At 32.8% G+C, this 14,139-nt stretch carries 12 protein-coding genes; all 12 read right to left on the bottom strand.

All coding sequences use genetic code 11. The features are described 5' to 3' along the window. Nucleotides 1–366 precede the first annotated feature (366 nt). Nucleotides 367–714, bottom strand: a complete 348-nt coding sequence (gene cas2, locus FLACOL7796_RS21540; protein ID WP_173972852.1) for a CRISPR-associated endonuclease Cas2 — start codon at nt 712–714, stop codon at nt 367–369. Next, on the bottom strand, nt 707–1,603 hold the full coding sequence (gene cas1, locus FLACOL7796_RS21535) for a type II CRISPR-associated endonuclease Cas1 (protein WP_173972851.1): 897 nt from the start codon (nt 1,601–1,603) through the stop codon (nt 707–709). Before cas1 ends, cas2 begins: the two co-directional genes overlap by 8 nt. Before the next feature lie 2 nt (nt 1,604–1,605). Then, nucleotides 1,606–5,655, bottom strand: coding sequence for a type II CRISPR RNA-guided endonuclease Cas9 (gene cas9, locus FLACOL7796_RS21530; protein ID WP_173972850.1), 4,050 nt, complete (start codon nt 5,653–5,655; stop codon nt 1,606–1,608). Nucleotides 5,656–6,406: 751 nt separating this feature from the next. Next, nucleotides 6,407–6,877: a JAB domain-containing protein gene (locus tag FLACOL7796_RS21525; RefSeq protein ID WP_173972849.1), complete on the bottom strand. Its 471-nt coding sequence runs from the start codon at nt 6,875–6,877 to the stop codon at nt 6,407–6,409. A gap of 230 nt (nt 6,878–7,107) precedes the next feature. After that, entirely contained in the window at nt 7,108–7,461 is a 354-nt protein-coding gene (locus FLACOL7796_RS24835) for a PcfJ domain-containing protein (RefSeq protein WP_232099675.1), read from the bottom strand. Next, nucleotides 7,418–8,425, bottom strand: a complete 1,008-nt coding sequence (locus tag FLACOL7796_RS24830) for a PcfJ domain-containing protein (protein ID WP_232099676.1) — start codon at nt 8,423–8,425, stop codon at nt 7,418–7,420. The genes FLACOL7796_RS24835 and FLACOL7796_RS24830 overlap by 44 nt, the downstream gene beginning before the upstream one ends. Next, a complete protein-coding gene (locus FLACOL7796_RS21515; RefSeq protein ID WP_317168356.1) occupies nt 8,422–8,697 on the bottom strand; it encodes a Cas9 inhibitor AcrIIA9 family protein in 276 nt (91 codons plus the stop codon). The genes FLACOL7796_RS24830 and FLACOL7796_RS21515 overlap by 4 nt, the downstream gene beginning before the upstream one ends. Nucleotides 8,698–8,831: 134 nt before the next feature. Then, nucleotides 8,832–9,191 carry a DUF7222 domain-containing protein gene (locus tag FLACOL7796_RS21510; protein WP_173972848.1) on the bottom strand — a complete coding sequence of 120 codons (360 nt, stop codon included), beginning with the start codon at nt 9,189–9,191 and terminating at the stop codon, nt 8,832–8,834. A 39-nt stretch (nt 9,192–9,230) separates the two neighbouring features. Next, a complete protein-coding gene (locus FLACOL7796_RS21505; RefSeq protein WP_173972847.1) occupies nt 9,231–9,620 on the bottom strand; it encodes a single-stranded DNA-binding protein in 390 nt (129 codons plus the stop codon). Nucleotides 9,621–10,069: 449 nt separating this feature from the next. After that, the gene (locus FLACOL7796_RS21500; protein WP_173972846.1) at nt 10,070–11,488 is read right to left on the bottom strand and encodes a UvrD-helicase domain-containing protein; all 1,419 of its coding nucleotides are present in this window, start codon (nt 11,486–11,488) and stop codon (nt 10,070–10,072) included. Continuing rightward, nucleotides 11,485–13,167, bottom strand: coding sequence for an ATP-dependent nuclease (locus tag FLACOL7796_RS21495; protein WP_173972845.1), 1,683 nt, complete (start codon nt 13,165–13,167; stop codon nt 11,485–11,487). The genes FLACOL7796_RS21500 and FLACOL7796_RS21495 overlap by 4 nt, the downstream gene beginning before the upstream one ends. Before the next feature lie 180 nt (nt 13,168–13,347). Beyond that, nucleotides 13,348–14,139: SH3 domain-containing protein (locus FLACOL7796_RS21490; RefSeq protein ID WP_232067432.1), on the bottom strand; the 792-nt coding region annotated here is incomplete at its 5' end.

The following is a 14,139-nucleotide window of genomic DNA, read 5'->3' as shown; positions in this document are numbered from 1 at the left end:
TATTTTTCTTATAATTTCATAAATTTATTTTTTAGATTTTTTTTTCTTTAAAGTTGTGAATTGCTTTCAAAATTGTATTTTTACTTATAATTCCCAACTCGACATTTTGTTTCTTACGTATAGTTTTTGTTGTGAATTGCTTTCAAAATTGTATTTTTACTTATAATTCCCAACTCAATGGAACAGGGAAAAGTTGAGTATTGGGTTGTGAATTGCTTTCAAAATTGTATTTTTACTTATAATTCCCAACATACCTCGGGTTAATCGCTTGATATGTTGGTAGTTATATGTTTGTTTTGGAATTAAAAAACAGTTCAATTTAAGATCTGATTCATAGCTACTTAGTTTTTTTTTCAATCCTAGTTATTAGAAAAGTTCTAACTGTTGAGAAGGTTTTTCTGTTTCTACAGGTTTTTTTCCAAAAAATAGTTCCATCATTCCAAATTGTTTATCTGTGATTTGCATCACGCCAATTTTTCCATGCTCAGGCAAGCTATTTTTTATTCTCTTAGCGTGTACCTCTGCATTTTCCCTACTAGCACAAAAACGCATATATATCGAAAATTGGAACATAGAAAAGCCATCGTCTAATAATCTCTTACGAAAAGTACTAGCAATTTTACGCTCTTTACGCGTCTCGGTGGGTAGATCAAAAAATACTAATATCCACAAACTCCTATATTGATTTAAACGTGTATAATGCTCGTCATACATAAATTGGGTATAAAATTCTTCTGGAACTTCCATCAAAACACTCATGTAAAGAATTGGTTGTTCTACTCATAGCGACCATCAAAGGACTATTTTTACCATCAATATTTACATCGATTGTTGCAATATTCAATAATTGTTTTTTTATTTCAACAGTTAACTCTTCATAAGAATCAACTGTTTCCATAATATGACATACAATCAAATCCACATATGGTCGATAAGGTTCCATAATGTCGTCAGCAAGGCAATAGGCATTATATTTATTGCGATGAAAGATTCCTAATGTAGGGAGCATTCCCGAACTTACTAATGCTCTTGCGGTGATAGCCCTCAAAATGGAATAACCATAATTGAGTAGATTATTTGGAGGAATCCCTTTTTGACCTCTTGTAAAATTCTCTACTTTTATAAGGCTTTGCCAATAATATACTGCAGCCCGTGCTTCGTGATTTAAAGAGTCACCAGAAGTTACTTCCTTTGCCCATAATTCCATTTTACGCATTGGAATTCCCTTTTCTTTTAATAGGCCAGCCTGATTCGTAATTTTAGAACTTATAGTCTGTTGCCACAGATTCTTTTTGAGTGGAACAGAAGCATTAATTTGATTTTTAAAGCGTTCTGTTTGTTCCGTGTGCCCACTAAGTGGCATTAACAAACCTATTGGTAAATGTTGTTGGTCGCAATTAATTAAAGCAACATTATTATGAGTTAGTTTTTCTAATAATCCATTAGTTATGGTAATTTGTTGATTTTCCAAAACAATTACTCCAACATCCTCAATAGAAACGGTTTTAGCCTCTTGATCTTTATCAGGATAAGAGATTACAATTTGCTCATTTTTAGTACTTAAATAAGCTGGGTTACCAAAAAAAAGTGTTCGTTTTATCATAACTAATATTCTCCTAGTTGAACAATTTTGCCTAAATGATTGATACGGACTTTTATAATGTTTTCTAATGCTTTGTGGCTATAAATATCTTTATATGTAGTCGATTTTAGTGGTTTTGAATTATCTAAAGTAGTTTCCAAATGATTTCTAAACCAGAAACCAGATGACCCAAGCTCACCGAATTTCTGCACCCTAAAAATGTTAGGGCTAATCAAATGATAATTACTAGGATTCAATAAATCTATTTCATGTGGATTAAAATTTTCTGAAGGAAATATGAAAAACTCATTTTGTTTCATAGAAAACAGAAATTCCCATCCTTTTTCGTGATTCTTATTAATAACAGATAATCCTAAATTTTTGCGTACCACAGCATCGTAAAAAGAAACTACTTCTTCATGTAAATTTCCTTTTTCATCTTTATAAATAGCAACGTGGTGGTTGTTTCCTGTACTTATAAAGTCAACTGGAATTGGCTTGCCATTTTTATCTAAAATTTCATTACCAAAATGGTCTTTTTTAGTATGTAAAGCCTGAGCATTACTTACTCCACTAATGGTTACTCGTTTTATGGCAATTCCTTTTTCTTTGTTCTGCCAAATAGGATTTTCATCTAAATTAATGAATGCTTTTTTCGGGTCATTTCCAAATTCTGCTAAGCGTTCCTCAAGAATGGTTTTCAAGCCAATATCAATCACTTTTTCAACTTTTAAATCGGGAGTAATGTCTTTTCTAATGGTATAATCTGCTTCCAGCCAAACTGTTTTTACTTTTTCAGGAACTATACTATTTTCCTTTTCACAAATGAAAACAGGTGTTTTATGTAATGCATTTTTGCCTGTAAATGCTTTTTTAGGATCATTTTCATTTTCAAGTAATCGTTTCAATAAAGCCTCTCTATACTTCTTTTTTGCTACTTTCTTGATGTATTCTGCAGTGAAAGCACCTCCGACTTTTTCTTCTTTGGTAACATATTGTTGTAACTTACCATAAACAGTTTCTTTATGCAATTGTCCACGTGGAGTGAGTTGTATTCTTTCATTAGTTCCTCCCTGCATTTTAGTAATATTTTTATTTTTGGTAACTACTTTATTTTTTGCTTTATAGGAAATCAATATGTTTTCGAGCTGCTTTTTGACATCTTCCCTAAAGTTAGGTGCTGGCTCGATAAATCGAAGTTTGTTATTCTTATCTCTTCTTAAATATTTGGCTTCAATTCCATAAATAGAATCTGCTTTTTTATCACCCTGTGTTTTTCCATTTAGGTTATTCAGATATTGGATGTAAGCAGGTTTAGTAAAAGCAACTGTAATAGCATCCATAGCATGATGACGATGGTCGTTTCTTTTTGTCCAATCTTTAATTTTATACAAACGTTCTCCATTTTTTCCTTCTTCAATATAGGTCAGTCCAAGCTTATCGTACTTATTCCAATTAAGTTCTTTCATCACATCAACCAATTCCCAATCCTCACGAAGTTTATCAGTTATTCTTCCAATAGTTGAGGTTACATTTCTGGAAACTTCCAGTAAAATTTCTTTAGCTTTTTTTGCAATATATTGTGTCTCTCTTAATTGTCGTTCAATAAAACCTTCCGGAATTTCATTATCCGCCATTAAGAGTTTGTTCTGTTTTGTCCTGCTAATTTTTCCATACAAACTTTTTACTCTTTTTTCGAATTGATCAAACTCTTCCATTGATAATTTTTCCTGTAAAAAGGAATAAGCTGTTTTATTACTTTTATCTATGTTTAGTTGACGTTCGCATATAGTTTTATTAGAAAAGCTATCGTCAAATAAACGTGATTTAGGAATGATATGTTCAATATCGTAATCTTTTGTAAACAGCATTGATGGTGGTATAGGTTTTCCTGTATACAATGAAATTCCATCACATTCTTTCCAAAGCCTATAGCGTATTATATCATTTCTGGTAACCCGATGAATTCCAAATTCTTTGTGCAATAATTTCCTGATTTGTTCGTGTTCTGCAGTACTCTTATTGATAGCTTTTGTCATTTCACTGCGCTGTTCATTATTGTTTTTCAACTCACGCGCTAATTCTACACGAATTTCATCAGGTTTCCCCAATGTTGGATCTTCTAAAACAGCATTGATAACGTTAATCATTTGATTAAGTATCTTTTCTACAACAGGGTTTCTTAAGCTATTTTTTTTAAGCAATTCTAAGGTATCTTTTAAAATTCTACCATTATTCTGTTCTGTTGTTAAAGATGATGAATGATTATATCCTACTAATGTGCATGCTTTATCATAAATATGTCCGTCAATCAAATGAGGTAAGACTTTTTTAATTGCTTTAGCGCTTAAACTACCATAATCGGCTTGTAGATTTATATTCAGAAGAAATGGAATATGATTTTCTTTGAAGCCAAATTTACTCATTAAACTTTTTCTCAAAAAATCATCATCTTCTGCAGAATATAATAAGTGCCAAAACTGATAATAGGATTGTTTGTCAAAATTATTCCCTTGAATATTTGTGTCAAAATCAAGAATATCAGTGTTTATTTCTAAATCAGAAAATGCAGATTTAATGACTTCATTTATTTCAAAAGCATGTAATTTAGAAAGATCTAATTCGTCATAGCCTTCTAAAACCAGAATTTTTTCAAAAGCTTTATAAATCTCAGTATTAGTTCTGTTTCCTTCAATTTTTTTGAAATTAACACTATATGTTCCTTTTTTTAACTCACAAAAAGATAATATTTGAGAGTCAGTCATACTTTCCTTAAACAATAATTGTTGTGAAATATTTTTTTTTAGGTCTTCATCCAAAATAAAAGATTCCTTTGTAGCCTCATTTTTGACAACAACGTTATTTAAGTTCTGCCAAACTCTAAATTCCTGAAATAAAGGAGATGATTTCGGAATTGTTTTATGTCCTTTTTCAAATTCGCAAAAACTTACAAGATGCTTCTGGGACTTTAATTTTCGTTGATAAAAAATTGTGACATCACGAACCTCTGTTTTTAGTAGGTCGTTTAATTCGCTATGAAATTGCCTTTGTGTTTCCCAAATTTTTTCAAACTCATCTAAATAATCTTGACGATAGAATACTTGATTTTTCAGTTTGGCGTGCGGGTCTTTCTTAAGTTGCTTGTATTGAAATTGACCAATAGTTTCCTGATTGAAATATAATTCCTTGCTTCTATCACTAATAGCACCGAGATAACCACTAGATTGATTAATTTGATTATTTATTTCAGTAAGAATAAATGCCAAAATTTTCAAGTTGAGTTCTTTTGTTAAAGCCTCAGTTCTCCATTTGTAATGTTGGAATTTGGTTTCTTCTCTGGTTCCTTTGTTTTCTGCAAGTTCAATCTTTAATGTTTTTGAAAAATATTGAGAAGTCTGTGTTCTTGATTTTCCTTTAATATCTTCTAGAAGTTTGTTATTTATTTGTTCTGGATAGAATTGATTTTGAAAACGCACAATTTTTTCTAATTCCTTCTGTAAATCTGAACGATAGAAATCAGGAATAAATCTACTTCCCTTTGATAATGAATTATAAACCCATTGACCAGGTGTTAAATTATTTTCAAAAATTTCTTTGGCAATTTTCATTCCATCAATCGCATCTCCTTCTTCCGCAGTCTTTGCTTTTCGGCTGCTTTTGTAACCTCTTTTTTTATTAAGCATCAATAGAACTTGAACTAGCTCTTCTTTAGAGACTGGTTCAACTGCTGCTTTTGCTCTTAATTGGTATGAAGAGAAAGTGGTTGACTTTCCTGTTTCAGCATAAACAAAACCAGTAGAAATAAATTTTATTTTATTGAAGGTCTCTAATATTGCATCTCTTCTTTGCTTAAAACGCTGCAGGCCTCGTCTTGCTCCACGCTTTAATGTTCTGTCAGCATTTATGGAAATAGTATTCCCTTTTTTGAAGTCGGATTCTTCATCAGTAGTAAGGGGCACAATACGAACACCTGAATTTATTATTGATGACGTCTCATCATTATTTTCTGCTTCGTGTATATATGCCCAACCAATAGAAGTTGTCCCTAAATCTAATCCTAATATTTTTTTCATCTCTAAAAAATTAATTTCTAAAATTAAGTATAAAATAATTAATTGATTTACGGAAAACCATAATTGAGAAGTAGGAATTTTGTTGTATTATTGCAATACAATTTTGAAGCAATTCACAATAAGGATTATTCCGTTGTGAAAACATTCAAAGCGGCCTCACAAGGGTCGCTTTTTTTATACTTATTATTTTTAGGCATTATAATATTTGTCTACAAATTATTTTGAATATTCTACTAAAAACTTTCAATAGGCCGGCATGGCAAAAATTATTCACAAATCTTAAGAAGTTTAGAACAAGGGGCAGATGTTATACTATTTACAACCTAGGACAGATTCAGCAGAAATATAGCAGATGTTTATTATATAATTCAAAAACTTAAAAGCTGTGTATTGATTCACGAGCTATTGATCAGCTTATCGATTTGACAATTACGATAAGCAAAATAATGCTCGTTATTTATATTGTCACATCTGAAATTGAAAATTATCATCTATAACAGAGTAAAAATATATTGTCTGCACGATTTAGACTGTTTATTCATAATTAACTGTGACTAATACTACCTGTTGATTTATCCGAAAGATTACCGTTGCCGTAATTTTATGTAACTAATTAAGATGTCCAGATCTGTTTCCTTTTAATAGCAAATCAATAAATCTTTAGATAATTTGAGATAAAGCTTCTTTATACAAATATTAGTAGGCCAATTTATGAAATACCTACGTTTCACTTATTAAAAAAATGTAGGAGCTAAAAAGCTCCGTCATCTGCAAAAGAATAGTAGGTTTCGAGAGTAATGATAATATGATCCAACACTGCAATATCGAGTACTCTGCCCGCTTCCTTGACTTTTGTGGTTATGTGTTTATCAGCTTCGGAAGGTTTAATCTGTCCTGAGGGATGGTTATGAATCATAATCAGCGATACGGCATTTGCTTTAAGTGCTGCTGCAAAAATTAGTCTGAGATCTACCACAGTGCCTGAAATACCTCCGGAAGATACTTCGTAAATACCAAGTACTTTATTGGATTGATTTAAAAGCAGGATTTTAAACTGCTCGAAAAATTCTATTGTATCAGGATTCCAGGACTGTAGTGCCAGCTGGTAAGCCGTTTTTGAAGAATTTATAAAAGGTCTTTCCGATGCTTTTACTTTTGTTTTGTAGACCAATTCAATTTCTGCTACCTGATTCCAGTTCTGAAGTGTTTTTAAAGTTTCCATGATTTCTAAAGTTTTAAGATTAATTATGGAACCTTAGCCGGGAATGAGAAAGCGAGCGAAAAAAGCAACGCAATAAAGCAGGTTTTTCACCTGCATTTATGGGGGAATTTTTTTCGGCGAACCGCCTTTCCTTCCCGAACTTTGTTTTAGAATTAAGCCTGAACCCCTGAGACAATATCCCCGCCTTTAAGTGTCTGCGCCGCGGAATTTCACAGAAAAAAAGCCGAAAACTAATTTTCGGCTAGGACTGCTTTTTTGTTTTTTATCCGCTTTTTAATCTGATACAGGTTCTGATTCAAAAGTTTTAGAATCTGTCTGTGATGCGGGGACTCCTTATTTTTAGTTCCCCTGCACTGCACAATTTCAAGTGATGGAAGCGCCACTTCGATAGTCTCTACAGGCTTGTTTTCAAATTTAGCTGAAAGGATAAGGGAGTTTTTCTTTTTATAGTATTCGTTGGTAAATACGCAGTGGCGGAGCATGTCTCCCTCTTCGAGAAAATCCTGCACGCTCTCTATAACATTTATGCTGAGATTTTCCCTAGTGAACTCCAGTCCGAAAAACTGTTTTTTTCTGCTCTTCATAGACCATCTGCGCCTGCTGTATTTCTGTACGTATTTCCTTTATTTTAAGTCGTTTCTGAATTTTACGTTTTCTTTCCACAAGCCTGTCATGCTGTTCAGCTAAGTTTTCAGGACAGACATTCTCGGGTATGCTTAAATCTTTTTTAAACCATCTCAGCAGTGAGATATAATCTTCCCAAAGCGTAAAATCTGACACCTTGTAACTACTTTTAAAACACGTTTTAACTGCCTGCCAGTTCTTTTTTATCTGCTGAGAGCGAGACAGCAGATAATGCTTCAAAAAATCTATATGCCCCGTTTTGAGCATTGTTTCAGCGTAAGAATCTTTGAAAAGAGCCGTAAAAAGCACCTGCGGGGCTATGGTGTAAAAACTGCCTTTAAAATCGTTTCTTTTAAGGACATCAAACACCTGCGTTCCTGCATAAACCCTATAAGGGTTAATGAGGTATTTTGGAGAACCCTCAAAATTTCGGGGACGGATTTCAAGGGGCGAGTAATATTTCCAGGCATCATACGTGTTTGAAAAAACATTGGTGCCGAGCGAGAGGGTGCGCACCTCCCCTTTTGAATTTATCCAGTGCTGCATGACTTCTTTGTGATAGTAAGTCGGCACGCAGTTCTTTTTCATGTTTTTGTGCGAGCAGATAATACGCACCACTTGAAACCCTGCACAAACATGTAGAACAGCCCAATATTCTATTTCTTTGAAATGCACCTGATTGTACTGCTGTATTTTGAGTTTTCCCCTGTATGCCGTGCAGTTTATATAATTTTTGCAGGATGCTTTGCCCGCATCAGGCTTCCAAGTGCGGGTACATTCCAAACAGTGGAATTTCCCCCTTGAGAGCACAGCCCATTTCAGGAAAATGTCTCTTTCTACCCTGCCCTGCATTGTCTGCGTAACAGGTTTAAGTGAAGCGCTCAACGCTGTAATCTGCTTTTCGATGATGGTTTTAGGTATCATAGGTCAAAGAGTGTTAAGGTTTTAGGTGCAGGTTTTAAAGCAGGAACTGTATTCTTTGCAACGACGCTGTTGTGGGGAACTTCGGATGCGGAGCTAAACAAATCAGCTTTTGCAGGGGGATTTACATCCACCCTGCATTGTACAGGCTGAGGCTGTACGATACTGTCATCTGTATAATATTTAACAGCCATGTCAAATATTTCAGAATTGTCAAAGGCGCAAAATCCAGTCTTTTTCACCTCTCCCAAAATATAGTTGAAACAGCTCTCCAAGTTTTTGGATGCTTTACTGAAGTTCTGCGCAAAGACGGTGTAGACTGCGCAGTTTCACTCAGATAATTTTCTATAACGGTTTTAAATTTGTCTGAAGCTTTCATAAAAGTTGATTTAAGATTGAACAGTAAGTTTTATTCAAAACTGCTTCTGTAGATATCAAAACAGTATTCTTCGAAACACAGCCAGCACATAAAAGTGTAGTGAGGCAGGCGGTGTCTGTTCTTTACAGCTTCTCCAAGTGAATCTTCGATTTCTTCCCTGATGTTTTCCAAATCTTCAAGATGCTGAATGTAGAATTTTTTACAATCTGCATGATAAATAAATTCGGAGATCATACCGCTGATGCACCCGATTCTCTGCAGGTCTTCGAGGAAATATCTAAGCTTTACTTTTTTATTTCCGTCATAGGATTCCAAATTGGAAAGGATAATTTTATTGAACGCAAGGCGCACATCATAATCGGCGTATATTGATTTTTCTAAGGTTTTCATAACTCATTTCTTTAGGCTTATACATCTATCATCCGAACATTAAAAAGGCAGGTCGTCGGGTTCTTCTTTTTTATCCTTTTTGGGAGAAAAATTACCCGACTGTACAGCCTGAGTGTCTGAGGTGAAAATCAGTATTTTAATATTAGTGGTGTGAAAAGTGAGATTCCCTATGGCTTTACCCTCACTGCTGAGATAAGCGTTCACACCGATTCTTCCGAATAGTTCCACCATTGTGCCTTTTTTAAGCCACTGGGCTATACCTGTACTGAGCCAGTAAGAGCAGTCAATAAAAGTGACTATTTTTTTCACCTCATTACTGTCTTTGGGTTTGTACGTGTCATTAACTGCAATGCAGAAGTTAACAACCTGTCTGTCTTTTGCTGTTTTAACAACAACAGCATCTCTGGTTAAGCGTCCTGTAATTTCCATGATTTAAAAATTTAAGATTATTACTGCTTCTTTCCGCCTGCTCCACAAAAATTGTTTTCAAAAGAAAAAACGGAAAAAAAGAAAGCAAAACTCAAGTGTCAGGCAAAGGATGCGGAGGGCTATAAGTCCCGAAGGGCGGCAAAGCCGTTATGCGCCTGCAGGATCCGGCAGACACTATCTTGGCTGCCTTTTTATCCGTTTCGAGTGAAAACGCTCTACATCATCCTTCTTTTTTTAATCATACAGAATCTTACTGCTATAAATCATTTTGATAACAGGAAGTAGTTTAATTTTCTAAAAAATAAACATTAGATACAATAATTGAATAGTAGTAGTAGTAGTAGTAGTAGTAGTAGTAGTGGCAGCAGCAGTAAAAATTAGTCGACATTTCAGTTTACAGCCAACATCCTTTTCTAACTAAGTTAAATTTTACTATATTTCCAGAGAAACTAATATGTAAAATTTAAAGTATTATCTTCGGTAACAATTATTAGTTTTTTACAAGCTCTTGTTATTGCAACATAAAAATGTTTTGGACAAGTAAATTTATGCGCATCCAGAATAAGTACTGTATCAAATTCCAATCCTTTAGTCAATAAGGTAGTTCCAATACATTTACCCTCAACTTTTCTTCCAAGACGTCTTACTAAATTACGATGAATAACCATTGCCTCGTAATAACTACATTTATCATTATGCGCTAATTCAACAGCTTTTAGTAAACTGGATAGAACTTCTGGCCGGTAACATTTAAAATTTGGCAACGAAGAAATTTTTAAAATGATTTGACTTAAATTACTTTTAAAATCAGCAGTCAAATTATTCAATTCGTTAATTGCATCTTTTTCTTCTTGTTTAGTTTTTCTTTTAAATCCTTTTTCGTTAAACCAATTATTAACTTCCGATTTATTAAACAAATCAAGTGAGAACTCTCGCAATTTAACAGCAGCATTGGTCAAATCAATCTGGTCTAATAATTTAGATAATTTATAAAAAAGTTTATCATCAATGGATTCAATTAGCACCAAAGAGTTATTAAATTTCTGTGAGATTTTTTTTCTCGGTTCAATACTAGTTGTATTGCTGTGAATAATCAAAAAACTTTCGGAGCTTTTAATCAAGCTCCAAATCAATCTATTATAATCGGTTCTTGGTGTATGTAAGTCCAGTGAATTATAATTGTAAACTTCTATTGATTTAAATAACTTTAAATCAACATTTTCTTTATTAATTAATTTATTGCGAATAAGTTTTAAATCATTTCCTAAACCTATATTATTTCCATTCAGCCATCTTTGAGGCTGTGATAATTTGAAGGAATTCTCAATAAATCCATCCATTTCTGCAACGCAAGTTAAATCAACTATCGGTTCGTTAAATTCAAAAATACCCTGAAGAAAATCACCTAATAATCTTGTTGGCAGTATTTCTGCCAATATTTTAATTAACGCATGCTGAGTTTTAGTACAATCCTGATATTCATCTACAAACAGCCCTGAATAAGTGGAAAAAATCACTTCAGAAATAATTCTAGATTTAAATAAGGTAAGTGCCATTTTATTCAAAAAAGAATAGTGTTTTTTTGAATCTTCAATATTGGGTATAGTAGTATTATGATTATAAGCTAAGACAAAACGCTGAACAAAACTGCTAATAGTTTCTACCACGTAATTATTGTGTACACCCTGCTTTTTAAGCTTTTCCTTAATGGAGCTTACTCCTGCATGTGTATGAGTTAAGATAAGCTGCTTCTTTAAATCAATTGGAAGTTTTTTTAAACAATCGGTAATGGTATGTGTTTTTCCAAATCCAGCAGGAGCTATTAAAAGACATTTGGGATACTTTATAAATTCATCAATATCTATCATTTTGCTGCCCAATTATTTAGATCAGTTAACATTGTATGTAAATATTTACCTTCGAATTCGACCAGCGAAGTCATACATATTTCTCCAACCAGAGTGCCTAAATCAATCCTTTTAAACCAGCCTTTTTTATTTGAAGCTATTCCAATAGCAGTTCTTATCTGCGGATTATCATTTAATAAATAGTCATCTAGCCAAGTTCCCGTAAACCTCGCTTTGATAGTATCAGCTAAAGAGGTTTTATCTTCCAGTAAATCCAAATCAAATATTTTTTTCACTGAATCAAAATTTAAATCTGAAAAAATTTGATGTTCAATAGCTTTTCCCGACTCACATTGAACAGAATCAATGTTATTGTCCTTTATAATTTTCTTCAGAGTTTGAATTGCTGGATTTCCATCATTATCAGAATCACAAAATACTAATATTTCATATTCTTTGTCCTTAAAAACTTCGATAAATCTTTGAATTTTAGAATCTCCGTTACAATCCAAATATCTAACGCCATTATGGGAGAATCTAAAATCTCCAGCTGAATAATTAAAATTATTTATTCCCCTTACTATGCCTACTTCCGTAGCTCCCTCGCATAAAATTATTTTTTTTGCAAAAAAAGCTTCCGGACTACTTCGTAAAGTGCCTTGTTCTGATCCTGCAAAGCTGTAAAGCTTGTCTGAGTTCTTGCTTACCTTAAACAAATCTTCAGCATTTAATTCCACAATTACATCACGAGAATGAGTAGTAATAAAAATCTGAGCGTTATCATTACTTTTAAGTATTCTTGCTAAATTTTGAACTCTATCGGATTCTAATCCTTGTTCAATTTCGTCAATAAGTAAAATTCCTCCATGATTTAAACTAAACAGTTCTAATTGTATTGCTATAGAAAGCAGTCGTTTTGAGCCCTTGCCCTTTAGTCTGACAGGTGTATTTTTATCATGCAGGTTAATTTTACCCTCTTTGATAATAATATCTTTAAAATCAATAGTTGTATTTACCTTAGATAAATCTACTCCAAATTTTTGAGCATTAGTTTTAATATTCTCAACAATTCCCTGCAAATCAGGAAAAGCACTGGAATCAATTTTGTTTTTTGCCTCTCTTATCGTTTCAAGAATCAAAGCTGTCGCATTTATGGCTGAATCATCCGTTTTCAATAGAGAATATAATGGAGATCCTTTACTCCAGGAGAAATGTTTATCTATGTAATCTGATACTAAAAAAGCATTAAATTTATTTCTATCAGACGATTTAATTTCAATATCAGACTGTAATCGGGAATTAATTACATACCAAAGGGGTTCCAGAGAATCATCAACTGATAATTTTATTGTAATTGCGGCTACATCATTTTGTTGAATTTCATCATTGATAAGGCCAGTTGCAGTATCTATTCCGCGCAGATATAAACCAAATTTTGTTTCTTTAATTATAGCTTCCGGCAAATCATAAAGAGTGGCAATAATTTCAATAGGTTCTTGAATATTTTGATTGTGAAAATCGTTATCCGTAAATGTTACATTCCAATTTGAAGACAGCACCAAATTAATTGCTTCTAAAATTGTTGTTTTTCCTGAATCCCCGCGCCCAATCAAGCAGATGAAATTTTTCTGACCAAATGTTTGTTCAAACTTATTTATTCCTCTAAAATTTGAAATTGAAATTGAATGAATTTTTGCCATTTTATACTGTAGTCTTAATAGATTCTTACCAATAAGCAAACTTTGTCTATCAAAAATTTTAGCAGACAATTTCTCTCAAAAATAGCTATTTATATGAAATATATTCTTTATACATAAAAAATATTTACATGAAAAGCGTTAATCTTTATTGTTCTTTCCAAACCGCATCAAACTGGAAATTTAATATCTCGTTATATCACTTTTTAAAATCCATCCTATTGTCTTAATTCCATTTGAATTGACAAATTCAACATAAATAAAATACTTTGAATCGCCGATTGCTGTAATCAGTTCACCATAAACTAAATATGTTTTGTTTTGGCTGTTTACACTAGGTGTTGAATAGAAATATGCTCTTTGAGATGTAACTTTATAAGGAAGATCATAATCTGAATTTCCTCCAGTTGAATAAATTGAACTGTTTGAAGGATATGCAACTGTTTTATTTGAGACACTAATACTTAGATACCTGCGATTTATGTAGCCCTCATAATTTTCATAATTATAAGTTTTAATGTTATATTTTTTAACTCTAACTTTTTCCCACTCACCGCTTATGTACAATGATGTAATTTCGTCTCCGTAATTTAATCTATTAATGATGTTCCCTGCAACTTCAGGAGTTGTTCTCACATTAACTTGTGATGTATTTATATATTTTTTGTCTGAAGAGCCATTGTAATTCTTAGGCTCCCTTATCTTTTTTATATAATAACCTTTAATATAAGTTCCGTCGCTACGGAAATAGCCTTCTACCCATTCATTACCTTCATTAGAGGAACTTTGACTTGCGCCATTATAATTAGTTTGAGATGCTGAATTATCATATGAAACATTAGGATTATAATTACCTGGATAACTATAATTATCTGTAATTGTAGAATTTGGGGACGTTCTCTGATGAGGCTGAACATAAGTTCCATTACTTCTGTAATATCCTTTTACATTCACTTGAGAATACAAGTTTAATGC

This window comes from Flavobacterium bizetiae (assembly GCF_902804475.1).
Lineage (GTDB): Bacteria > Bacteroidota > Bacteroidia > Flavobacteriales > Flavobacteriaceae > Flavobacterium > Flavobacterium bizetiae.
The sequence above is the reverse complement of the archived record's forward strand: the minus strand, read 5'-3'. Positions and strand labels throughout refer to the sequence as shown.

Excerpts from the sequence above, each read along its gene's own strand:
- FLACOL7796_RS24830 (WP_232099676.1), bottom strand. The coding sequence starts at position 8,425 with ATGATACCTAAAACCATCATCGAAAAGCAGATTACAGCGTTGAGCGCT.
- FLACOL7796_RS21495 (WP_173972845.1), bottom strand. The coding sequence starts at position 13,167 with ATGGCAAAAATTCATTCAATTTCAATTTCAAATTTTAGAGGAATAAAT.
- FLACOL7796_RS21510 (WP_173972848.1), bottom strand. The coding sequence starts at position 9,191 with ATGAAAACCTTAGAAAAATCAATATACGCCGATTATGATGTGCGCCTT.
- cas1 (WP_173972851.1), bottom strand. The coding sequence starts at position 1,603 with ATGATAAAACGAACACTTTTTTTTGGTAACCCAGCTTATTTAAGTACT.
- FLACOL7796_RS24835 (WP_232099675.1), bottom strand. The coding sequence starts at position 7,461 with ATGAAGAGCAGAAAAAAACAGTTTTTCGGACTGGAGTTCACTAGGGAA.
- FLACOL7796_RS21525 (WP_173972849.1), bottom strand. The coding sequence starts at position 6,877 with ATGGAAACTTTAAAAACACTTCAGAACTGGAATCAGGTAGCAGAAATT.
- FLACOL7796_RS21505 (WP_173972847.1), bottom strand. The coding sequence starts at position 9,620 with ATGGAAATTACAGGACGCTTAACCAGAGATGCTGTTGTTGTTAAAACA.
- cas2 (WP_173972852.1), bottom strand. The coding sequence starts at position 714 with ATGTATGACGAGCATTATACACGTTTAAATCAATATAGGAGTTTGTGG.
- cas9 (WP_173972850.1), bottom strand. The coding sequence starts at position 5,655 with ATGAAAAAAATATTAGGATTAGATTTAGGGACAACTTCTATTGGTTGG.
- FLACOL7796_RS21500 (WP_173972846.1), bottom strand. The coding sequence starts at position 11,488 with ATGATAGATATTGATGAATTTATAAAGTATCCCAAATGTCTTTTAATA.